Annotated in this window: 22 protein-coding genes and 1 pseudogene; 12 read left to right on the forward strand and 11 right to left on the reverse strand. The window is 52.6% G+C overall.

Annotation, left to right across the window (positions count from 1 at the left end):
- The 4 genes and pseudogenes from B4A77_RS10430 to B4A77_RS10445 all read right to left on the reverse strand — a co-directional run.
- Positions 1-862, reverse strand: a pseudogene (locus B4A77_RS10430) (hypothetical protein); the annotation flags it as partial.
- Positions 862-2,631, reverse strand: coding sequence for a type II secretion system protein GspD (locus B4A77_RS10435; protein ID WP_290740538.1), 1,770 nt, complete (start codon positions 2,629-2,631; stop codon positions 862-864). The pseudogene B4A77_RS10430 and the gene B4A77_RS10435, both read right to left, overlap by 1 nt.
- Before the next feature lie 149 nt (positions 2,632-2,780).
- Complete coding sequence (locus B4A77_RS10440; RefSeq protein WP_290740541.1) at positions 2,781-3,320, reverse strand: RBBP9/YdeN family alpha/beta hydrolase; 540 nt, start codon at positions 3,318-3,320, stop codon at positions 2,781-2,783.
- 16 nt (positions 3,321-3,336) lie between these two features.
- Positions 3,337-3,981 (reverse strand): ABC transporter permease, encoded by a 645-nt coding sequence (locus tag B4A77_RS10445; RefSeq protein WP_290740544.1) that lies wholly within the window; start codon positions 3,979-3,981, stop codon positions 3,337-3,339.
- A 179-nt stretch (positions 3,982-4,160) separates the two neighbouring features.
- On the opposite strand from B4A77_RS10445, the gene B4A77_RS10450 reads away from it, so the two are divergent.
- On the forward strand, positions 4,161-4,619 hold the full coding sequence (locus B4A77_RS10450; protein ID WP_290740547.1) for a hypothetical protein: 459 nt from the start codon (positions 4,161-4,163) through the stop codon (positions 4,617-4,619).
- 198 nt (positions 4,620-4,817) lie between these two features.
- On the opposite strand, the gene B4A77_RS10455 is transcribed toward B4A77_RS10450, so the two are convergent.
- Positions 4,818-5,105 carry a BrnA antitoxin family protein gene (locus B4A77_RS10455; RefSeq protein ID WP_073114749.1) on the reverse strand — a complete coding sequence of 96 codons (288 nt, stop codon included), beginning with the start codon at positions 5,103-5,105 and terminating at the stop codon, positions 4,818-4,820.
- A 149-nt stretch (positions 5,106-5,254) separates the two neighbouring features.
- Complete coding sequence (locus tag B4A77_RS10460) at positions 5,255-5,560, reverse strand: hypothetical protein (RefSeq protein ID WP_290740551.1); 306 nt, start codon at positions 5,558-5,560, stop codon at positions 5,255-5,257.
- A gap of 200 nt (positions 5,561-5,760) precedes the next feature.
- Here B4A77_RS10460 and B4A77_RS10465 point away from each other — a divergent pair, with 200 nt between their 5' ends.
- The 8 genes from B4A77_RS10465 to B4A77_RS10500 all read left to right on the forward strand — a co-directional run bounded on the left by B4A77_RS10465 (position 5,761) and on the right by B4A77_RS10500 (position 10,428).
- Entirely contained in the window at positions 5,761-6,060 is a 300-nt protein-coding gene (locus B4A77_RS10465; RefSeq protein ID WP_290740554.1) for a hypothetical protein, read from the forward strand.
- 95 nt (positions 6,061-6,155) lie between these two features.
- Positions 6,156-6,593 carry a flotillin-like FloA family protein gene (locus tag B4A77_RS10470; RefSeq protein WP_290740557.1) on the forward strand — a complete coding sequence of 146 codons (438 nt, stop codon included), beginning with the start codon at positions 6,156-6,158 and terminating at the stop codon, positions 6,591-6,593.
- Positions 6,590-6,925, forward strand: coding sequence for a hypothetical protein (locus B4A77_RS10475; protein ID WP_290740560.1), 336 nt, complete (start codon positions 6,590-6,592; stop codon positions 6,923-6,925). The genes B4A77_RS10470 and B4A77_RS10475 overlap by 4 nt, the downstream gene beginning before the upstream one ends.
- 147 nt (positions 6,926-7,072) lie before the next feature.
- Positions 7,073-7,369: a hypothetical protein gene (locus B4A77_RS10480; protein WP_290740563.1), complete on the forward strand. Its 297-nt coding sequence runs from the start codon at positions 7,073-7,075 to the stop codon at positions 7,367-7,369.
- Positions 7,350-7,628, forward strand: coding sequence for a hypothetical protein (locus B4A77_RS10485; RefSeq protein WP_290728927.1), 279 nt, complete (start codon positions 7,350-7,352; stop codon positions 7,626-7,628). The genes B4A77_RS10480 and B4A77_RS10485 overlap by 20 nt, the downstream gene beginning before the upstream one ends.
- A 107-nt stretch (positions 7,629-7,735) precedes the next feature.
- On the forward strand, positions 7,736-7,942 hold the full coding sequence (locus tag B4A77_RS10490; RefSeq protein ID WP_290740988.1) for a TM2 domain-containing protein: 207 nt from the start codon (positions 7,736-7,738) through the stop codon (positions 7,940-7,942).
- Positions 7,943-8,225: 283 nt separating this feature from the next.
- Positions 8,226-9,317: a hypothetical protein gene (locus B4A77_RS10495; protein ID WP_290740566.1), complete on the forward strand. Its 1,092-nt coding sequence runs from the start codon at positions 8,226-8,228 to the stop codon at positions 9,315-9,317.
- 202 nt (positions 9,318-9,519) lie between these two features.
- On the forward strand, positions 9,520-10,428 hold the full coding sequence (locus B4A77_RS10500) for a hypothetical protein (protein WP_290740568.1): 909 nt from the start codon (positions 9,520-9,522) through the stop codon (positions 10,426-10,428).
- A 36-nt stretch (positions 10,429-10,464) separates the two neighbouring features.
- Here the strand turns inward: B4A77_RS10500 and B4A77_RS10505 are convergent, their stop codons facing one another.
- The 5 genes from B4A77_RS10505 to B4A77_RS10525 form a co-directional block, all read right to left on the reverse strand.
- Positions 10,465-11,268: a hypothetical protein gene (locus B4A77_RS10505; protein ID WP_290740571.1), complete on the reverse strand. Its 804-nt coding sequence runs from the start codon at positions 11,266-11,268 to the stop codon at positions 10,465-10,467.
- Positions 11,269-11,420: 152 nt separating this feature from the next.
- Entirely contained in the window at positions 11,421-13,115 is a 1,695-nt protein-coding gene (gene ettA, locus B4A77_RS10510) for an energy-dependent translational throttle protein EttA (RefSeq protein WP_290740574.1), read from the reverse strand.
- Positions 13,116-13,201: 86 nt separating this feature from the next.
- Positions 13,202-14,695 (reverse strand): family 16 glycosylhydrolase, encoded by a 1,494-nt coding sequence (locus B4A77_RS10515; RefSeq protein WP_290740576.1) that lies wholly within the window; start codon positions 14,693-14,695, stop codon positions 13,202-13,204.
- 159 nt (positions 14,696-14,854) lie between these two features.
- Positions 14,855-16,249 carry a tetratricopeptide repeat protein gene (locus tag B4A77_RS10520; protein WP_290740578.1) on the reverse strand — a complete coding sequence of 465 codons (1,395 nt, stop codon included), beginning with the start codon at positions 16,247-16,249 and terminating at the stop codon, positions 14,855-14,857.
- Positions 16,250-16,272: 23 nt separating this feature from the next.
- On the reverse strand, positions 16,273-18,321 hold the full coding sequence (locus B4A77_RS10525) for a pectate lyase family protein (RefSeq protein WP_290740580.1): 2,049 nt from the start codon (positions 18,319-18,321) through the stop codon (positions 16,273-16,275).
- Between the two features lie 346 nt (positions 18,322-18,667).
- On the opposite strand from B4A77_RS10525, the gene B4A77_RS10530 reads away from it, so the two are divergent.
- Genes B4A77_RS10530 through B4A77_RS10540 form a run of 3 tightly spaced genes read left to right on the forward strand, consistent with a single transcriptional unit; the run spans position 18,668 to position 21,843 of the window.
- Positions 18,668-19,846: a hypothetical protein gene (locus tag B4A77_RS10530; protein ID WP_290740582.1), complete on the forward strand. Its 1,179-nt coding sequence runs from the start codon at positions 18,668-18,670 to the stop codon at positions 19,844-19,846.
- Between the two features lie 12 nt (positions 19,847-19,858).
- Entirely contained in the window at positions 19,859-20,464 is a 606-nt protein-coding gene (locus B4A77_RS10535; protein ID WP_290740584.1) for a hypothetical protein, read from the forward strand.
- A 23-nt stretch (positions 20,465-20,487) separates the two neighbouring features.
- A complete protein-coding gene (locus B4A77_RS10540) occupies positions 20,488-21,843 on the forward strand; it encodes a hypothetical protein (RefSeq protein ID WP_290734388.1) in 1,356 nt (451 codons plus the stop codon).
- Positions 21,844-21,847 lie beyond the last annotated feature (4 nt).

Below are 21,847 nucleotides of genomic sequence, written 5' to 3' on the forward strand. Positions count from 1 at the left end.
GCACAAGGCATGCGGGCGAATCTGGGAACAACGCTTCCGGAGAATCCACCTTCATAACTCGGACGTCATCCTTGCCCCTTGACATACCCATCGGATGATCAACGACGGTGATCTCCGGGGCAACCGACAAGGACGGAGCCGCCATGTCGACTTTTGCAATATTCTCTCCGCTCCCGCGCCAAACAAAGGAAAAAAAGAGAGCAACAGCGAATGTCGCCGCAAAGGCGAGACGCCATTTCGCCCGAGGCTTGATTCCATCGAACAAGTCCAGGTCGTAATCCTTCCAGAACGGGTCCCTGGATGCCGCCTTGAGAAGCGCCTTTCTCTGCGAATCCGAAAAATCCCTTGATTCCACAAAGACCTTCCGCCACGATTCCGCCCGCGAGAACAGGTCATCACGCATCAGGAACTCGTCAAAACGTTCAAGGCGTTCCTCCGCAGTCGCATTGTCGTGCGCCACTTCCTCCGTCCAATGGCACAGCCTCCCCTCAAAAAAGACAAGGATGTAGAGCGTCGATTCCGCAAGCATCGCATAGCGCAAGTTTCCGAATCCATCGTTTGTCCGCATCAGAGCGTCGGCAGCCCCGTAAAGCATCGCCGTCTGCGGGAGCACCCGGTCAAAATGCCGCCTGAGACATTCCGCGTCTTTTTCGGGAAGTGCCACCAGGAACCGGTGCCGACGCCCGCCCGAACTGTTGAAGCCCACCATCTCCCTGCAAACAGGATTGCGGTCCCTAAGCGTTTCCGGAAAATCTTCACGGAGCCATTGCAGCAATTTTTCATGGGACACGTCCGAATCAAAATTCGTCACAAGTTCCCAAGTCCACAGGCGGGCTCCAACAAAAGCAACACGTTCCAGCATCAGAAATTCACCTCGGGCGTGATGAAGATGGCCAGTTCGCTCTCGTCTTCGACCTCGCTCACGTAACTGAAAAGCCTACCGATAAGCGGGATGCTCCCGAGGAACGGAACCGCCGTGCGCACCTCCGACTTGCCCTTCCGTACAAGGCCGCCCAGGCAAAGTGTCTCGCCGTTTTTCAAGGTGACGGTCGTCTTCAGGTTTCGCGTGCTGATATCGCGCGGGCCGTCGCCGCTCGAGCGCCCCGCCGTCTTGATTTCGGGCGAAATGTTCAGCGTGATGCTCCCGCCCTGCGTGACCGTCGGCGTGATTTCAAGCGAGATTCCGTCATTGAAACTGCGGTAATCCGTAATCGGGTAGCCGTCGGCGGATACCTGGCTCACCAAGTAATAGACCGTATTCGTCACGTTCAGTTCCGCCTTGTTGCCGTTGAGCGTCGTGAGCCGCGGACGCGCAAGGACTTCTGCCCTGTTGTTCTCTTCCATCGCGGAAAGTTCCATCTCGAAACGCGCCGGCAGAATCCCGATTTTCCCGAACGCTCCCGAGGTGGAAACGTCCTTCCCCATAAAGTCCCAGAACCCGCGCACGCCCAGGTCGTTCTCGCCCGTCTTGCGCGTAGAGCCGCTGTGGAGCCCGATTTCGAAATTGCGCCCGCGCTTGAGTTCCACAATCACGCACGAGATGGTCACCTGCATGGCGGGCCTGTCCAGGTTTTCAAGGATGGCGATTGCCTCCGCAATTTCTGTGGGCGAGCCGCGCAGCATCAGCGCGTTCTGTTCCTTCACTTCCGACACGACAAGCCCCGAACCCGGCAACAGCTTGGAAAGTTGCGGCACGAGAGATTCCGGCGTCGTTGCCTTCAGCGGGTAAAGTTCCGTTCGCGAAAGCACGTTTTTCGCCCCGCGTTCCGTCACAAACAAAGTATTTGAATCCAGCGCATAGGTGTAGCGGCTCCCGCGAAAGAGCGACTGCAGGAGATTCGCAAGCGGTTCGCGCTCAAAACGCATCTGCAGGTTTTCGCGCACGTCACCGTACAGCACCAGATTGAGGTTCGATACCCGCGAAAGTTCCTTGAGGAACACGTCCAGCGGGGTGCCGTCCAGTTCTACCGTATAGAGCGAATCGTCCTGAACGATATCCGGCACGGAATTTGCGCCCGCGGGCGAAACGCCGTTCGCCCCCGCGCCATTCGGGCCCGAGCCACCCGCGGGAGAATTGCGCGAGCGTTCCACACGGAAGCAGTCCGCATCGCGCCTCACGCGGAAACCGTGCGACTCGAGCAGCACCCGGAGCGCAATCCCGGGCGGTACGGATTCCAGCCGACCGCTCACAGGGCCCGCGACATCGGGCGAAGCCACCACGTTCAGGCCCGTATTCGCAGAAAAATCCCGGATAAACTCGCGAACGTCGCGCTCCCGCACGTCGAGCGACACAAGCGAATCCGCGACCCGGAAAAAATTCTCGCCACGTTCCAGCCGCTTGCGGATATGGAAGACCGTTCCGTCGCGAATGAGTTCCAGCCCGAGGGTAGAGCACAACGACGTGAGCCCCTCCAGCAGCCCGACGCCATCGAGGTGGAACGTGACGCGCGCCTCCGCACCGACGTCCACAAGCACGGGCACCCCGTAGGCAAGCGAAACCGAGCGGGCGACATCCTGCAGGCTCGCATCCACGAAATCGAGCGAAACCTTGTCGGGCACGTCGCGCTCAGCGCACCACGCGCGCCCCAGGCAAAGAAGTAAAATAATAACGAGGCAAGCTACCGCGGGCATAAAGCATCCGCGACTTTCCTCCGCATTTTTGCGAGGCACAATCGTCCCCTAGATTTTAACACTATAATAAAAGGGCGTCACTCGACAGCCGACACAACCCGAAACGGGTTGAGCTCAATCTACAAAATTAAAAACGGAAAAACCAGCAATTAGAGAATTTTTTCAAATTCTTTCAGGAGGGCTCGGCCTTCTTCCCATTCGCCGAGGTTCGAAAGCGCATTGATATGCCCCTTGCGGCCCACGTCAAAGAACATCGAGCCCCACGCATCCGCAAAAACACGCGCACGCTCGATAGTCACATACTCGTCGTTCTCGCTCGCGACAACGCACGAGGGCACCGGCAACTTTTCCAAAGGCATCGGAGCAAAGTCATTGACAATGTCAATCACATCGATATCCGCAGGCGCAACGAGGAACACGCCCTTGACTTTTGCCGGAACGGCACCTTCCCTCGCCTTCTGCATAAGCCAGAGGACCGTCGTCGCGACCCCCAGACTGTGCGAAACGAGAACCGTATCGGACACGAGCGCAGCCACCGTCCTGTCGAGCGTATCGACCCAATCCGCCTTGTGCGGGTGTTCCCAGTCGTGCTGTTCAACGCGGCTTGCATCGGGCATGTTGTTCGCCCAATAAGTCTGCCAGTGAGTGGGGCCAGAATTGCTGTAACCGGGAACAATCAGATAATGCATCAAGAACCTTGTTGAATTACATGCTCACGAACTTGCGCATGCTTAGGATAGCAGTGAGTACGCTGAGGGCCAGACTTACAAACAACGTAACCGTAGGAATGAAAAGCCCGACCAGGAACGTCTCGTGGAAAAGCTGGACCAGGAGGAGCAGCGGGACTACAACGAAAAGCGAGATGTGGGCCGCGGCACGGACCGTCTTTACGCGGAGCGAAAGCATCAGCGAGAACGATGTCGTGAGGAACACCGCCGAGAGCGCGCCGAGAATAGAAGCGAGCGCTGCGACGGTCGAAATATCGGGATGCGACGCCCAGTAGACGAACTGCGCCAGGAGCGCGAAACCCACCGGGAACGGAACAATCGCGAGCAACTTGCCCCAGAAGAGCCTCGCAGGCGCGATGGGAGAAAGCTGCAACAGTTCAAGCGAATTACGCTCGCGCTCGCCCGCAAACGAATCGCCTGCCAACGGCGAACCCATCGGGGCCATGAGGCAACCTAGCAGGAGCATCATGTAGCCTTCCATGCCTTCCATAATCTGCCCGCCGTACCGCGAAACCGCAATTCCCTGGCTCGCCGCGAGAATCACCGGCGGGATGATGAACGGAATCCAGAAGCGCGGATCCCGGAATATCAGGCGAAGTTCGTGTCTAAAAACGTGGAGCATGGGTTTGGGTGAAAAGATAGATTTATTCGCGACAAGAATGGGCCAAGACGCTGCAAAAACAATTATTTTCACTTGCGGAATGGGATGGAATTGGGTATATTAAGGAGGTAAACTTATAGAGGCTCTTTATGAGCCGAGGAAATACTAAAGAACAAGTTCTTTGAGGTTATATTCAGGGTATGGAATCAAATACAAAATTTACGCTAACAAGGCTCTGGATTCTCATTCTCGTCACGATAACAGTAATTACGCTGCTCGTTTTCACGGGAATCAAGTTGTTTGGCAAAAGCAGCGTATCAATAAATAAAAACGCCTCTACCTATACATTCGAGAGCGATGTTTGCTCCGTTTCTTTCGACCCAAAGTCGGAACAGTTCACGACAAGTGACAAATGCTGGGAACCCGCAAGAAACAAAGCGGCATGGTTCATGACATGCAATTCTCCGAATGTTGGAGACCTTGGGAGAGCCGTTGAAGTAAGAGTATTCTTCTTCCAAGGAAAATATGCTTACACCTACGCCTTTGATTTATGGCACAAGAAAATGGATTATAAATTAAAGGACTTTACAAAAGATATTGAGGATGGTCGGATAAAGGAATGTATGTACCAATACCCGATGAACCTACCAAGCAAATGATTTCCCCCAATCACCGCCCGGTCATTTCGACTGGTCGTTTTCGATCTTATAGGAGCTTTTTACAAGCCGAGGGAAAAACATTTCAAAGGAAGCCCGCAGGGACTAACAGTCACAAGGGCTTCCACCCGCCGAAGCCAACATCAATCCGTTTTTCGCCTGCGGAACCGAATAAATAAAAGTATATTCAGAAAATAGATCCTAGCCTAGAGCTGCTTCTAGAACTTCATTCATTAGCGTCTGGTAACCCACACCATCAGACGCAGCCTTCTTCTTGTAGCCCTCAATTACGCGCACGGGAATGCGTATAGTGACGGCCTTCGACGCCTTCTCGGCCTTCCTTGCCTCGCTTCTGGCCCGCGCCATGGCGAAGAACTGGTCGGGAGTCATGTTCTCACCGACAAAACCGCGTCCGGAATCCACAGCCTCGCGCATTTCGTCGCCGAAGTCATGTTTCTTGTAGAAATCAACGTCCATGCTTTTCTTCATAGAGCTTTATCTCCTTTCCGTGCGCCCTTCGGGCGGAGGCCTTCATTTTGCAAACATATATTGTATTTACACTTTTGTCAATACATTTTTGGGCTTTTTCCTTGAATTTACTCCACTAACTATAGAAGCAATATATTTATTGGAGGAAATCAATCATTCCGTGGCCCCGCGAGAACATCGAAAACAAACCAGGCAATCAGCCCGCACAAAGCGAGAATGCCTCCAACAAAAGACCAGACAGCCAAAGTTCCACTCAACAAGTCATTGTACATCAGCCAAAACGATGCTAGCAACACCAGCGCAAATGACACGGGGATCAGAAGGCGAGCCTTATGCAGAAAACGGCCAGCGGGCTTCAAAATTGCAAGCCACACAAAAGCCCATAAGAAGCCGAAAGCAAAGGCCACAGCCTCTATCATCAGCACAACAATGGCACCAACACACATCGATTCCATAAAAACTCCTTGCACAAAATATACACAAAGCAAACGTCAAAAAATGTCAATAGGAACAAATTTCCAAAAACATGGCCCTAATATCACGAACCAATCTTTTTTTTGATTTCTCAGCCCCAATTCGCTTGCGAAAGCAAGTAAAACAAGATATATTACAAGTAGTAAATCTCACCCTCTTCAAGAGTCGACACGAAACCATCATGAAACTCATCAGTACAGGTTTCTCTAATCTAGGGAAAAAGACCTTATACGACTTCGGCGACAATGAAGCCATCGATGAGCTTTTAAAAGAGCATAAGTCGACTAGAGATGAAATCACTAAAGAATTTTTCGATCTTGCCGACCCATTGGTTCGCTTAAACTGGATGAAGGATTTGGCGGGGATGTTACAGCATGTAGACCCGAACGCTAAAGATTTCTTCAAGGCTATCGAAAAAGAATTTGACAAATCCTGGAAAGATCGCGACAAGAGAGCCGAAGAAGGCTGGATTGCAGATTGAATCATTTCCCGCCGCAGCCAACATTATTCCATTTTTCTCTTGCGGAATGGCGTGAAATTGGGTATATTACAAAAAAATCATATCGGAGAAAATCTGTGGAAGTCCAGTACATCAGCAAAATCGTTATCATCGCGATCGCCATTATAATATCCATCATCAGCATGGGTCTTTTGCAAGTACTCTTCCAATGGATCAAGGCCTTGCACTCCAACGTGAATGTGAGCTATTTCAGACTTGTCAGTATGAAACTGCGCAAGGTTCCAATACAAACCATCATTGAAGCGAGCGTCCTCGGCCGCAGCGAAGGTTACCCTATCGAATTAGACCTACTTGAAGCGCACTACCTCGCCGGAGGCAACGTGCTCCGCACAGTTCAGGCTGTCATCGCGGCAAACAAGGCGAACGTCAAGCTCGATTTCAAGGAAGCCGCAGCACTCGACCTTGCCGGAGACAACATGCTTGAGGTCGCAAAGAACATCGCCAAAAACAAATCCTTCAACGGCATCATAAAATCAACGAGAGATCATCAATGAAATTTTTGGCAGTATTTATTCTAAGCCTCTCTTTGCTTGTTTCCAGTTCTTTTGCGGTGTCACTTACTCCACCGCTTGTTCTAAAAATGCAAGAAGATCGAAGCACGGCAACAGACATAGATACTACTGCAAAAAAACACCCTATCCGCGACATACTTATAACCAGTATAGCCGTTCCGTTAGTTTTTAGCGGATTACTTATGACACTTATTAGCTCCGTTCAAATCGGAAATGACGACTACAATCAATTCGACGCAAAATTGGGCATCGGAGTTGGCACCGGCATGGCCGTCTTAGGAGCGGGCGGATTAATTTTTATTAGTTACTTCTAAAATTTGTAGTTGTCATAATTTGACACTCTAAAATTTTATATTACGCAACGTGGGGTGCTTTAGCGGCATCCCGCTAAATGCCAACAGGAAAATTTGCCTAAAAAGCAGAATTTTCCGTCAAAACATATTGACTTTTGAGCATAATATATGTATATTGCAGATATAAAAGTAAGGTTTGACGAGGAAAAAGCCAAAAACGTGTTCGAAAAACACGGTGTCGTCATGGAAGAAGTCAGGCAAGAAATACTTGCCGAGCGTTTTGACATGGACGATGTCGTAAACCAAGACGGACATCCCGGGCAAAAAATGTTTATTGTACTTGTAAACGGTTACGCCCATTGTGCTCCATTCGTCAAGGAACCTGACGGAACATATTTTCTCAAGACGGCATTCAAAAGTCGTCTTTACCAGCGGAGGTACGAAAATGGCGAACTCAGAATTTGACCCGATGGACGAAGAAGAACGTATTCTCATGGAGGCCATTGAACGCGGTGACACAAGGCCTGTACCCAAAGAAGAACTCGAAGCAATCAAAGCAGAAATCCGAGGATCAGCCCACAACATCACCATCCGGATGAAGGATGCCGATATCGAAGGCATGAAGGCAAAAGCGGCCCGTCTTGGAACAAGCTACCAGACGCTCATCAACAGCCTTGTACATCGCTACCTGAACGGCGGCGTCACAATAAACGAGGCGTTTTAAATGATTCTTATATAGACATCTTGTACTGCAGAATACAATAGAAAAGAGTATATTAGAAAGGAAACGTCATTTCATTAGGGGTATTCTATGGATAAATTCACGTATCCATATACTCCAGAACAAAAGCATTCTTTCTATGCTTGTTTCTAGGTTTTCTAGGGATTCACAGATTTTACGAAGATAAATTTTGGACAGCATTACTGTGGATGTTTACACTTGGCTTGTTCGGAATAGGTTGGGTGGTCAACCTGATAATCATTCTCAATAAGCCTCGCTATTATGACTCGGACGTGAATGAGTATTATTATGATTAAGTAACGCAGGGAACTCCGGCAAGTTGACAAGATCATCCTCGTTTCTTATATTTTTATTATGAAGTCAAAACTATGTAACACGCTTACCCCCCCCACAACTGCTTGTTTGTGCAGTAGTTTTGGTGATATAACCGGCTTCTTAGCTTTTCTTTCTTTTACATCGAACGTTCTTCGTGTGCCCCCCTCTTACGACGGGGGATTTTTCGTGTTTCAAACCCTATAGCGACCCTTTACGAGTCAAAGGAAAAATATGAAAATTCGCAAAAAAATTATTCAAGCATTGGTGGCGCTGGCAATCATTATGCCGAGCGTAAGTTACAGCGCAGACGCGCAGAATGACGTCAAGGACAAATGGATGGCCGAGGCAAAGGAAATCTTTGAGAAGCAGGATTCCACGACCTCCATTCTCGACAGATGCCGCGCTTTCTACTATGGATATCAGAGAGACGCCGAAGCCCAGCGCAACAAAGAAGTCGACTTCCGCCTTGTATACGCCGACCGTATGGTAACCAGCTGGAACCTACTGTTCGACGCGAAGGTGGGGGTCAAATATGAGGATTTCGAGAAAAGCAAAGAAGGTTTGTCCATTAAAGATCCTGCCGACAAGCTGACACTCGAAGCATGGGAATTTGTGAAAACTGAGGTTTACAACAAATTTCCCGGACGAAGCACAAAATACTGGTCGGAAATATACAAACTCAACCAAAACTTAGACGTACCGCTGCCATTCCAAGACATTTCGGGCTACATCAAGGGTATGCTCGACAAGTCTGAACAATGCAAGAGCAACGAGTGCAAGCTCGTCTGTCTCTACCGTGTAATCGTCAACCGCGAGAAACACACCGTGGAATATCCGCAGGTAATCCCTAATGACGAAATCCTCTATACCGAGCGCATCAAGAATGGCGTAGCCGCATTGCCCGCCGACCTCCTCGCTAAAAACCCGCTACCCGTACTGCGTACCGCCGAGGAGCTCTTCAACAAGCGCATCTCCGACGCAGAAACTCACAAGTTGCCGTTTGAGACTCCCAAGAAAAACCGCGACACCGCCTTGGAAACGCAAATCAAGAAACGCGTACAGGCTGGCAGCCCCTCCGCCAAAATCAAGGCAGTGGCATTCGGATCCGACGCCACTGCTTCGTGGTCCATCCACAGAAACGCATTTGACATACCCATCTCGCGTAGCAAGCAAGGCATCATCGTTGTGGAATACCCCGGCAAGCCCGGACTCTATTTGGGCCATGGCCTCACCGCAACCCAGGCACACCAGGGCGGCGGGAAATATGGCAAGTCCGAGGTGAGCCTGGACAATTCGTTCATAATCTGCAAAGAAATGATTTTCGATTCGAATTGGATGCCGATCGATTTGAAATAATTGTCTTCAAAGCGCCAACGCCGCGTACTGCTTCAACGTGTTCCAGATGAAACACGTTGTTTCATAAATGCATCAAATAGCGAAAAATCCGCATCGAACGCACGATAAAGTTCCCCGATTCCGATAAATTTGCATCTTCAATTATATACATTAAGGTTGTTAAGATCGCAAAGTCCCTGCGATTACGGGAAGGAGGAATACCATGTTCACGCTACGTTTTTTGTGGATTGCCGCAGCACTGTCCGCCATGTTCCTGGCTGGCTGCGGAACGCCCGTGTACAGGCAGGGGAACCTGACGCAAGGCGTTTTCGAGACAAGCGTTCCCGAAAACTTCACCGGTGCAGGCAAGGAATTTGCAGCAGGCTCGTCCATCAAGGGGGTTTCACTTTCGTTCGACTACACGACGGAAGAAGAAATGAAAATGAAAAACGTCAAGAACGCGGAACTCAAAGAAAGCGATTACGACCCTCTAATCAGCGGATGCGACGATGACAAAAAAATCATGTCCGAAACAAAAATAAAGAAGTTCAGCTACAAGCGAAACCGCTTTCCCGTCTCGGCAGCATTCACGCACCTTTTCAAGGCGAAAGACGAACTTGCATGGGGATATTCCATCGGCCTGGACCCGGGATTCTACGCTCGGGTCATCGGCGGAATCAACAAGAAGAATTTCGAAGTCGGCGCCTATTTCGATATCGAGTTCTACAACGTGGGCGACATTTCGTTCGATTATTACGAATGCAGCGCCCCCACTAAGGAAGGATGCAAGGACATAACCGAAGAGAAACACCTTGAAGAAGAAAATGTCCGTCAAGGCCGTCTGGGTGCAGGCATCTACACGTCATTCTACATGAATGGTCTGGCAATTTCTTACTCACCGCTACTCTACGTGCCCACAATAGAACAGGAATACGAGCTGCAAGAGAACGACATGCACGGGAACACCTTACGCACGCGCGTCGACAACCCGTTCATACTGAGCCAATACGCAGGCGTATCGAAGTGGATTGACGAACACTGGAAAGTTTCTCTCGGGGCAACAGTCCTCAGCAGCCTCTATTTCAACGACTTCTACCTTACCGCCAACGCTTCGCTCGGATTCTGGTTCTAAAAAAATTTCCGATGGCCACCGTCTTAGCGAATGCAATCAGTAAGAGCTCGACGAAGACTCTAGTGTCCGCGCACTCGACAACAAATCATGAACACTCATCGAACATGAAGATTCGGGCATGGGAGGCTTGCCCGGATCCGGCTCATACACAACTTCGTAAGTGCTATGCTTGGCGTAAGGCGCCGTGTAATCAATATACTTGATATTTTCAAGCTCAGATCCATAACTTATCGCGAAATCAGACCAGCAGAGACAATAGGTACTTGCCTGCACGTCAACAAATTTCATGACCAAGGTGTCCCCAGACATCGTCTTGGATAGGGTGCCTCCCTGCCTTCTACAGTTATCTACAACATACCACATCGATCCCGAGAACCTTCCGTTCGAATCCGGCTGCATATACGCTTTGGTGGCAAGCGGCGGCACTTCCCCAATAGGATAATCAGCAAAGCAATTCATTGACACCTGGACATCCAATTCCTGCGGCCCCGAAGACGAGGAGGCTTCTTCCGTAGAAGAACTGGTGTTCACTGTTGTCGTATCGCGCGGTTCCGAACTAGACGACTCCTCGACGGCTTCCGAAGACGACGAAACTTTTTCTGACGAAGAAGATTTCTGTTCAGCTACAGAAGAGGACGATTTCGCCTTTTCTTTTGATGATGACGACACATCCTTTGACGAGGAACTTTTCTGTTCAACCGATGACGAAGAAAGCGTCTCTTCTACAGAGCTAGAACTGTCAAGTTCTGAATCTGCAGGATTTGAGGATGAAGGCGAGTCATCGCCACAAGCAGCCAGCGCCATGGCAAGAGCCGAACTAAAGATAAATGATTTCTTCATGAAAACCTTCCTCTGTTTTCTCCCGTCCCCTATTAAAAAAATATAAACTTTTTTCAACGCACTGCATGTAAAAAAAAAGACGCAAAGTAAAATTAATTATCTTCGCTTACATGAAATGAGCAAAAATGGCGGCTCAACGGCCGCCTTTTTGATTACTGTCTCGTGAGAGTCTTGTACCTGATGGGCTTCGGATTATCGGCATCTTCGCCGAGGCGCTTCTTGCGGTCGGCTTCGTATTCGCTCCAGTTGCCTTCGAACCACACGACCTTGGAATCGCCTTCGTAAGCGAGGATGTGGGTTGCGATGCGGTCCAGGAACCAGCGGTCATGCGAGATAATCACAGCACAGCCTGCGAACTTGAGGATAGCCTGTTCCAGAGCCTGCAACGTTTCGATGTCCAAGTCGTTGGTCGGTTCGTCGAGGAACAAGAGGTTGCCCGGCTTCTGCAGGTTCTTCGCCATGAGCACGCGGTTGCGTTCACCGCCCGAAAGCGTCGTGAGTTTCTTCTGCTGGGCGGCACCCGTGAAGTTGAAGAGTCCGCAATAGGCGCGGCCGTTCATCTTGCGGTCGCCCACCATAATCTCGTCGTTGCCGCCGGTGATTTCTTCCCACACGGTCTTGCTATCATCGAGGCTGTCGCGGCCCTGTTCCATGCTGATGATTTCGACAGTTTCGCCAATCTTGAGCGTACCGCCATCGGGCTTTTCCTGGCCCATAATCATCTTGAACAACGTTGTCTTTCCTGCACCGTTCGGGCCGATAATGCCCACGATGCCGGAGCGCGGCAGATTGAAGCTCAAATCGTCGAACAGCACCTTGTCGCCAAAGGCCTTCTGCAAGTGTTCCGCCTGGATAACGATATCGCCCAAGCGCTTGCCGTTCGCAATGTGAATCTGCGCCACCTTGATCTGTTCGCGGGAATCTTCGGCCAAGAGTTCCTCGTAAGCCTTGAGACGTGCCTTGCTCTTGGCCTGGCGTGCCTTCGGGCTCTGCTTGACCCATTCCTGTTCGCGGGCAAGGCGCTTCTGCCTGTCGGATTCGCCCTTCTCTTCGCCGCGGAGGCGTTCAAGTTTCTGGTCGAGCCACTGGGCGTAATTGCCTTCCCAAGGAATGCCGCGACCGCGGTCGATTTCCAGAATCCAGTTCGTCACGTTGTCGAGGAAGTAACGGTCGTGGGTCACCAAAATCACGGAGCCCTTGTATTCGCGGAGGTGGCGTTCGAGCCAGGCAACCGTTTCGGCATCCAGGTGGTTCGTCGGTTCGTCAAGGAGCAACAAATCCGGTTCTTCGAGGAGCAAGCGGCAGAGAGCCACGCGGCGCTTTTCACCACCGGAGAGGTTCGTCACCGGCCAGTCGCCCGGCGGGCAGCGGAGTGCATCCATCGCAATTTCGATATTGCGGTCGAGGCTCCACAGGTCCTGCGCGTCGATGATGTCCTGTAGCTTCGCCTGTTCGTCAAGAAGCTTGTTCATCTCATCGTCTTCCATGGGTTCAGCGAACTTCATGGAAATCTCGTTGAAGCGGTCGAGCACGGCCTGCTTCTTGGCAACGGCCTGCATCACGTTTTCCTTGACGGTCAAGTTCGGGTCCAGCTGCGGTTCCTGTGGCAGGTAGCCTGCGGTGCGGCCCGGTTCAATCCACGCTTCGCCCTGGAATTCCTTGTCGATGCCCGCCATGATGCGGAGCAAGGTAGACTTACCGGCACCGTTCTGGCCGATGATGCCAATCTTTGCGCCATAGTAGAAACTGAGGGAAATGTCCTTCAGCACCTCCTTGTTAGGCGGATAGGACTTGGTCATCTTGTACATGTAGAAAACGAATTTTTCTGCTTTATTCTGTTCGGCCATAAAAGGTTCCAGTTTGTTTATGGACTCCACGTCCAAGGTGATACGCTATATTTTTTCAATATAGCTTTTTCACGCAACGCCGTTCTTTACTTTTTGAACCGGACAATATCGGTGCGGTTTCCATTGCGGGCAACTACATGGTAGATTCCCGGGGCAAGGCCCTGCACATCGAAAACCGCCGAGCGCACCGCCTGCCTACGCATGATTACACGCCCCTGCAGGTCAAGAACACTCACGGCCGCGCCATCAACAAACCTGCTTCCGAGTTCTACAAACAGATGGTTCTCGGCGTAATGGACCGAAGTTCCGTACACGCTTGCGAAATCACCCAGCGCAGTCGTACCCGTGTCGGTTTTCGCCGTATCCGGTAACAAACGCCACATCTGGTTCCATTCCCAGTCGTCGGCCCAGCTCTGCACCACGCGCTCGCCGTCCGTCGTCGCGCGCAGGTACATGTTGCTGTGCTGCATCTTCATGCGCACCACGGAGCCCTCGTAACCGGACTGCTTTTCCATCACCACCTTCTGGTGGGCGCCCCCATTCCACTTGTAAAGGCCCATCGTGACGCCCGCATCCGTAGACTCGTTCGGGGTATCGAGAGAGATGTCGCCGAAGTTGATGCGGAACGTCGTCGAAGATAGCGGCGTAACCGTCGCAACAGCATTCTCGCCATTGCAATCGCCCAGCGCGAGCTTGTCCTCGGATGTCCTCACCATGCACGTGCCGAAATTCATCGACATGATGCGCACGGTGTCGGGTTTCGCGGGCTTGGCCTGCCACACGCGCACCCAGTCCGCCTCGAAATACGCGGGCTTGTCCGAGGTAATCTCGATATCGTCGCCCGCCCAGCCGCCGATGGCGAGGTTCACGATGATGTACTGCGCCGCAAGCTGCTTGATTTCGGTCGGGCGGCTGTAGCTTGCAAACTTCTTGTCGTCAAAGTAAAAGCTGAGGGTTCCCTCGTCCCATTCCACGGCATAGTTGTGGAATCCCGCAGAACGGTCCACGTCGTCATCCTTGTGTCCGCCGAAGGAAGCCTCATGATCCCACGCCGAGCCATGGCTGTTGTACCAGCTCGGGTCAGTGTAGTGCAGGTAGTAGTGGTGCTGCTTGCGCGACGCAGGAATTTCGAGGATGTCGATTTCCGGAGGCCAGCCGTCCTGCAATGTCCAGAACGCGGGCCACGTTCCCTTCTGCCACGGGGCCTTGAAGCGGCCCTCGATGTAGCCGTACTTGACTTCGAAGTGACCCTTAGTATCGATAGCGCCCGAGGTGTAGTCCACCGAGATTTCCTTGTTGTTGAACTTCGCCTTGCGCCCGTTGGCATCGGGATGCACCCTCTTTTCGCCCTTCAGCTTAAGCGTACCGTCGGAGACAATCACGTTCTCCTCGGCGCAGTAGGCGCGATGGTTGTGCGTCGGGCCCCAGTTGTACGTGGGGTTCCATTTTTTCTTGTCGAGAGAAGTGCCGTCGAAGTTGTCCTCGAACACCTTCTCCCAACCGCTGAAATTCGCCGGCGGGTCAGCAAAGGCAAGAGTTACTGCAACCGCACCCGCGAGAACCAAGAATTTTCTTTTCATATCCTAAACCAACCTCATCCAAAGTTTATTTCCGACATCCCACCTTTTATTACCTCGCTTAATCTATACTCTTTTGTACAAAAACGCAATAGAGAGCCCCCGCACAAACGCAAAAACGCCCCGATTTCGGGGCATTTTCTAGAAAAATTTTACAAACGTTTATCGCATGCGGCGCGGGAGCTCGGACGCATGCTTCTGGAGCCACACGGCATCTTCGAGAGCGCGTTCGGCCTCGGTAGCCCAGTCGGAATCCGGGAACTGCTGCACGACGTCGCGGTAGCGCTGCGCCGCACTGTTGAAGTCGCGCAGTTCGCGGTAGATATTGCCCATCTGGAGCATGGCGAAGTAGCGTTCGTCCGGAGAAATTTCCGTATTGAGCAGAGCCTTGTACATCTGGAGAGCCGCTTCGAAACTACCCGCCTTAAAGAGCAAGTTCGCATTCGCGATGGAATTGCCTTCGGACGCAGGCGCCGTAGAAGCCTCGGGGGCGGATGCCGTCGAGGGGGCCGCGGCAGGTGCGGCGGCCACGGGTTCCACGGCACCAGCCTTCGCAATGGAATCCTTCTTCTCGGCTTCCGCAACCTTCAGCGAATCGGCGACAGCCTTCATCTCGGCAAGTCGGTCCTCGGCAGGGCGGCGGAACTTCGCATCGGGAGCGGCCTTCTTCAGGTACGCCGCCAGGGATTTCTTTTCGAGGTCGCCACGCTTGGTCTTCTGGTAGACAAGCGCAAGGTAGTAGTTGGCGTCGTTGCCCTCTTCCTTGTACTCGATACCCTTCTTCAGGTTGATTTCTGCCTTGTCGTATTCGCCCATGTAGTAGCGCGTGACACCGGCATAGAAATAGGCACCCTTGTCGCCGGGCTTCTTGGCAAGCACTTCGCGCCAGAGCGGAGCCGCCTCGCTGTATTTCCCGGCAGCGAGCAGGACCTTGCCCTTCTCGAACGGGTCGGTCGGCGTCGCAGCCTCGGCCTTCGCGGGTTCCACCGGTTTGGCCTCAGGAGTGGCCTTTGCCGGTTCGGCGGCCTTTACAGGTTCGGCCGGTTTCACGGGCTCAGCCGTTTTCACCGGCTCGGCGGCCTTCGTTTCGGGAACCTTGGTCTCGACCGGGGCAGGTTTCGGTTCGGCGGGTTTCGCCTCTGCAACCGGTTCGGCGGGCGCTGCAGGAGCTTCCGCCTGCTGCACAGGCGCTTCTTCCACAGGCCTGTTCTTCGGGTCCTTCAGGCGTTCCTCGTCGGCCTTCGCCTTCTGCCCCATGAGTTCGTAGACTTTCGCGGCTCCCTCGTAGGCCTTGCTCATCGTGGGCGCAAACTTGTACGCGAGGCGGTAGTTGGCAAGCGCACGGCTATAGTTCTTCGTCTTGACGTAGACTTCCGCAGCAAGGAAGTAGGCCTCGGAATTCTGGGGCTGTTCCGCAAGGATCGCCCTGTATTCACCGAGAGCCATTTCGTATTCACCCTTCGCCTCGAAAATTGCCCCCTGTTCTATGCGGGGGTCAGCGGCAAAGGCGGCGCCAAACGCGAGCGCCAGCATGACAGCAGATACACGAATATTCATGCATAAAATTTAATAAAAATCCACTACGGGGCAGACTTGAAAATCTTCATTTGACGCACAGAGCCCGCCATCGTAAGCCGTACCACATACACTCCCGCACGCAGGCCCGAAAGGTCGACCACGCGGGAGGCGCTGGAGAGCACCTTCGTACCGTCCATCTGCAAGACATCTACACGGGACGGGCCCGCCGCATAGACTTCCAGGCGGGATTCGCGGGCAATATAGCGCATGGGCTCACCATGCAGGGATTTCGAGACCACGAGAGCGTCCGTACCATCCGAGGATTCCGCACTCGACGAGCTTTCCGCTTTTTCGGACGAAGAAGATTTCTCGGACGAGGAACTCGACTTCTCGGAACTGCTGGACAGATCCTCGACCGGTGCCGAGGATGACGAAGAAGCGAGAGTCGAGGATGACGAAGAAACCGGCACAACATTCCCGTTCCAGCCCTTGTAGGCCACGAGCGCATCCTTGAGCGGCTGGTTCACATCAGAAGAAGCATCATCAACAGAATTGTCGAAAGTCCACTTGAAATCGCCGCCCTGCACGCGGCCCGCATACCGGACAACGTTGTCCCTAGCCGTTACGGCATCGTCCGCCTTGTAGCTGTACATCACGGAGTTGTCGGTATCGAAGTTGTTGTAGGTATTTCCACCATCGTACGACTTGACCGTAGAAGGCACCTTCGCGCTGCGGCTATCCACGACATACGCATCGAAATCTTCAGAGGTATTGATTCCCTGGCTTGCCGCCGTCGTTTCCACACCCTTTACCTTGTACGAGGTCGCGCCATACGGAATGAACGTGTAGGAGCCTTCAAAATGGTTGCCGTAAGCCTTGATGGTACCGCCCGCTTCCTTACTGAACGTGCCGTTGTTCGTCGGGTCGCGCTTGGTGCCGCTCGCATAAACGTCAGTCCCCTGCATCGACGTGAGCATCGGGTACTTGCAGTTGCGGAAGTAGTTGTTTTCCATGAACACCGAGGAACCCAGCGTAGAGCCCGCACCATATTTGGCATTGCCGTCGTAGTAGTTGTTGTACACATGCGCGCTGTAGTAGCGCACGCGCGGGTGGCGGCTGTCGGAATGGTCGTACCAGTTGTGGTGATACGTGATGTAGTAGCCATCGTTCGTACCTTCCTTAAGCCCGAGCAGGTTCGACTTGCCGTTGTCCCAGAAATGGTTATAGCTGAACGTAATGTACGTGGAAAGTTTGCAGTCAAGCGCGCCATCGCCCTTCACCTGGTCCTTGTCGCTGCCCGCATCGCCGTAGAAGAAGTCGCAGTTGTGCACCCACACGTACTGGTTGTTCTGCTGCAGGCCAACGTTGTCGCCTTCATCGCTGTTCACGTTCATGATTCCGAGATTACGGATTTCCACGTTCTGCGCGTTCTTGACGCGAATTCCCCAGCCGTTCACCGTAGCATCGGGCCCGACACCTTCCACCGTCACATAGGAGGTTTCAGACTTGCCGAGGTCAATCACCATGTCGCCCTGCACAAGCGAATCCGAATCCGTCACGTTGCCGACAAGGCGCAGGTCGAGCGGAGTCGTCTCGTAGCCCTTCTTGTAGCAGTTCAATATGCCCTGGAAGCTCTTGCAAGTTGTCTTTGTACCCTTTGAACTTGTAGCCACGTCCATCGTCACGGTATTCTTGGTGCTTTCGGTAATGTAGAGCACCACGGCGCCATCCTTGAGCGTGCCGTCGGCCTTGTACGCACCGGGAACGCGCCCGTTAGCAAAAGCAAAACCGCTGCGGTCGTGCGCCTTTACCGAAAGCGTCTTTGTAGTGGCAGAAGCGCCTTCCTTGCCACCCTTCACGCCCACAACCTTGAGCGTGTAGTCGCCCGCCTTGAGGCCCGGAACGTCTACGCGCCAGGTAGAACCGTACTTGCGGACAAGTTCCGCATCGACCTTAACATTGCTCTTACCATTACCCGAGTAATACACGTTGTAACTGTCGGAGCCGTCCGAGGCCCACTGGGCGTAGGCAGATTCGAGCCAGCCACCGGCATCGCCGAGGGTCACCTGGGCACCCGCCACGGCCACCAAACCGAGGCAAGAAATAGCCATAACCAAACATTTCATACATCCATCCCTTTTTCGGGAACACCGCGAAGACATTCCGCTATTTGTTCTCAAATTGTTTCTCAAAAATATAATTCAATTTCAACTCAACTTGCAATTATTTTCTCTATTTTTAGGTAATTTTACAAAATTACGTTCTCAAATTTTTATAAAAACACCATTTTCAACGCAGATTTTGCGTAGAATATTACAAAAAACACGGAAAGTCATGATACAAAAGCCAACAAAAAACAACGCTTATTCCGGAAGTCGCCCCCTTTTTTGCGCCTATTTTTTTATTCTTGTAGAAAATCAATTTGGAAAAAAGATGAAGTCTAGATTACTTTTGACAATGTTGTCCCTACTTTTTGCAACAACATTTGCAGAAAACGCACCGGACACAGCCAATTTCGATATTCTTCACGGAAGCGCCTACTACTATTCCGTAAATGCGCCGAGTGAAGCCCCTTCCACACTAAGAAACCTCTACACCCCGCACCTCATGTTCGGGCACAACCTCGCCTCCATCAACCTCAACGTGAACACCGGCGGCATTGCAAGCTACGCCTCCGGCAGCCACACCTCCTATATCGCCCTCCAGGGCAGAGAGGCCATGTTCGGCATCGCTACAAAGACCTTCGGCCTGGGCTTTGGGCTCATCATCGACGAAAAAGTGGACCTTTCCAGCGAAAAGGACGCCTACCACAAGGACGAAACCACAGAAATCGTCAGCAAGAACGCGCTCTCCCTCCGTTTCTCCATGCCCCTGCAATCAATCGACTTCTTGGCGTTCTTGAGATTCACGCAAGGCGTCGATTCCGTTGCCATAAATGAGTACGCCGACAGCGAAGGCAAGAACAACCTGGATTACCACAGAAACAACTACGAAATTTCCGGCTCGCTGAGCCTCACAAACCGGCCTTCCGCCAAAAACTTTTTCTGGAGCTCCGGCATAGGCGCAACCCGCAACAACAGGACAAGGGAGACGACCTACAAAAGCACAATCGACCCCGACGACAACTACCACAACCAGACCAATGCACAGGACAGCTACATCTATGCGAACCTCTTCTACAACTTCAGCAGCATCGTCCTGAAATCGAAGAACGCGCGTCTCCATGTCGGCAACAACGCCCGCCTCTACGCCACCCTCTACGACCAGGTCGAAGACAAGGACAGCCATCGCAAGGACTTCTACGTAACCGGATCGCTCATTCTCACTCCCAACATACTCGCCGAATACGCATTCAACGAGAACTGGATGTTCTGGGGTGCGGCAAGCTACACCTGGACCACCTCCGGCAACCACGAAGACTACATCGAATACTGGAAAGACGAAAACGAAACGAAGAACAAATTTACGCGATTCTCCACCAATACCGGTGCAGTCGACGTGAGCACGGGACTCCTTTTCAAGTACAAGAAGCTGACTCTTGAAGCGGGAGTCGCCTCCAATTTATTCAGCAACCCCTTCAGGGGCTTCAGCGGCAACAACGTCCTGTACAACTTTACCGGGATTGTCGAATTTTAATCGGGAGAAAACATGAAAAAGACGCTATTCCTTTCTCTGCTCTTGATTCTAGCCCTTATTGTCGCGTGCACCTCGGACTCCGCCATCACAGGGCCGCACAACAGTTCCACCCCGCATGACAGCGCATACGTCTATTCCAGCAGCTCGAAGAAGGCCTCCAGCAGCAGCAAGGCCATCGAGAGTTCTTCCAGCGCAAAGTCCTCGTCCAGTGAAGACGACGAAATTTCCAGCAGCTCCGCAAGGTCGAGTTCTTCCGTAGCATCGAGTTCCAGCGAAGACGACGAGGAAAGTTCCTCCAGCGCCGAAGAAGAATCAAGCTCCAGCGAAGACGACGAGGAAAGTTCCTCCAGCGCCGAAGAAGAATCGAGCTCCAGCGAAGACGACGAAGAAAGTTCTTCCAGCGCCGAAGAGGAATCGAGTTCTAGCGAAGATAACGAGGAAAGTTCTTCCAGCGCCGATGAAGAATCGAGTTCCAGCGAAGCCGGAGAAGAAAGCTCATCAAGCGAAGAGGATCCGGGTTCCAGCAGTTCGGCGGAGCCGTCATCCTCGACATCAAACGAGGAGACCTCCAGTTCGTCGGACGACGTGGGAAACTCTTCTAGCAGCGAAAAAGTTTAAGAAACAATAACAAAGGACAAGCAATGAATATCAAACTGATTACCTTGACTGCGGCAGTCGCCTTCGCAACCGCCATGGCTCAGGATTCCAGCGAAGACACAAGCGCAGCCCCGCAGACAGAACCTGCCGTGGAAGCTCCGGCGCCCGCACCAGCCCCCGCTCCCGCACCCGCCGCCCCGGCTCCGGCAGCCACTACGCCTACCACCGCACAGGCGACCGATTCCACCACGGAAACTCCGAAGGCAAACCGTATCCACGGCATCGCCTACAACAGGGTCGGCAACCAGGCCGCAGACGCAACAATCCGTGACAACCTGAACAAGCCCTACAAGATGGCCGGCGCCAAGCTTGTCTATATGGAACCCACGAGCAACTTCAGCGCAGTCGCCTTTGGCAACGGCAACACCAAGTTCCTCTCGTTCGATATGGAACAGGGGCTGGGCCTTGCCACCGCGGGTATCGCCAACGGCATGATGGGTATCTCCTTGAGCTACGCCCTGAGCAAGCAGATTACCTTTACCAAGAGCAAGGACGCCTACGAAATGGAAACCGAGGACACCTACACGGTCAACGCGGGTGACATCCTCCGCCTCCGCTTCGCCATGCTCCTCGGCGCCATCGACCTGAACGCATCCGTCTTCTGGCTCACCTACCAGAACGAAACGTCCACTAGCGAAGAATACAAGGACGCCGACACCAAGAGATCTACCGACATCGACCGCGACTACTGGGATATCGGCGGAAACGTGTTCGTGAGCAACGACCCCTCCGCCAAGGGCATCTTCTGGAACGCGGGCGTGAACTTCACCCGCCACGAAAGCGCCTACGAAAGGGAAGCAAAGAACGGCAACTCCACGTCCACCACCGAAACGACCGGGGAAGACGCGAACATCTACATCCAGCCGTCCATCAACATCGGCGCAAGCATCCTCCAGAACAAGTTCGCCAGGGTGCTTCTCGGCATCTACGCCCGCGCACCCTTCGTCTTCTACGATGAATTCGAAGACGAAACGAACAAGAACAAGGATTCCTACTTCACCATGGGAATCTACGCCGTACCCAACATCTTTGCCGAACTTAGGCTCGGCAACTGCTGGAAGGTATTTGCAGGCGCGAACTTCAACTGGACCGTATTCGCCATGGAAGACGAAGAGTTCATCACCGACTACAACGACGAACTCGACATCGTGAAGAACAACACGACAAACATCAGCATGCGCACGGGAACGACGAACGTGGATATCGGAGCCCGCTTCCAATACAGCAACTTCGCCGTGGAAGCCTCCATCGCCAATACGTTCTACTCGAATCCGTTCGGCGGGTTCGCGGATGAAAACTTCAACTTCATTGCCAACTTCGGCGGGTTCATCTACTTCTAACAGG

It is taken from the genome of Fibrobacter sp. UBA3718 (assembly GCF_002371935.1).
Taxonomy (GTDB): Bacteria; Fibrobacterota; Fibrobacteria; order Fibrobacterales; family Fibrobacteraceae; genus Fibrobacter.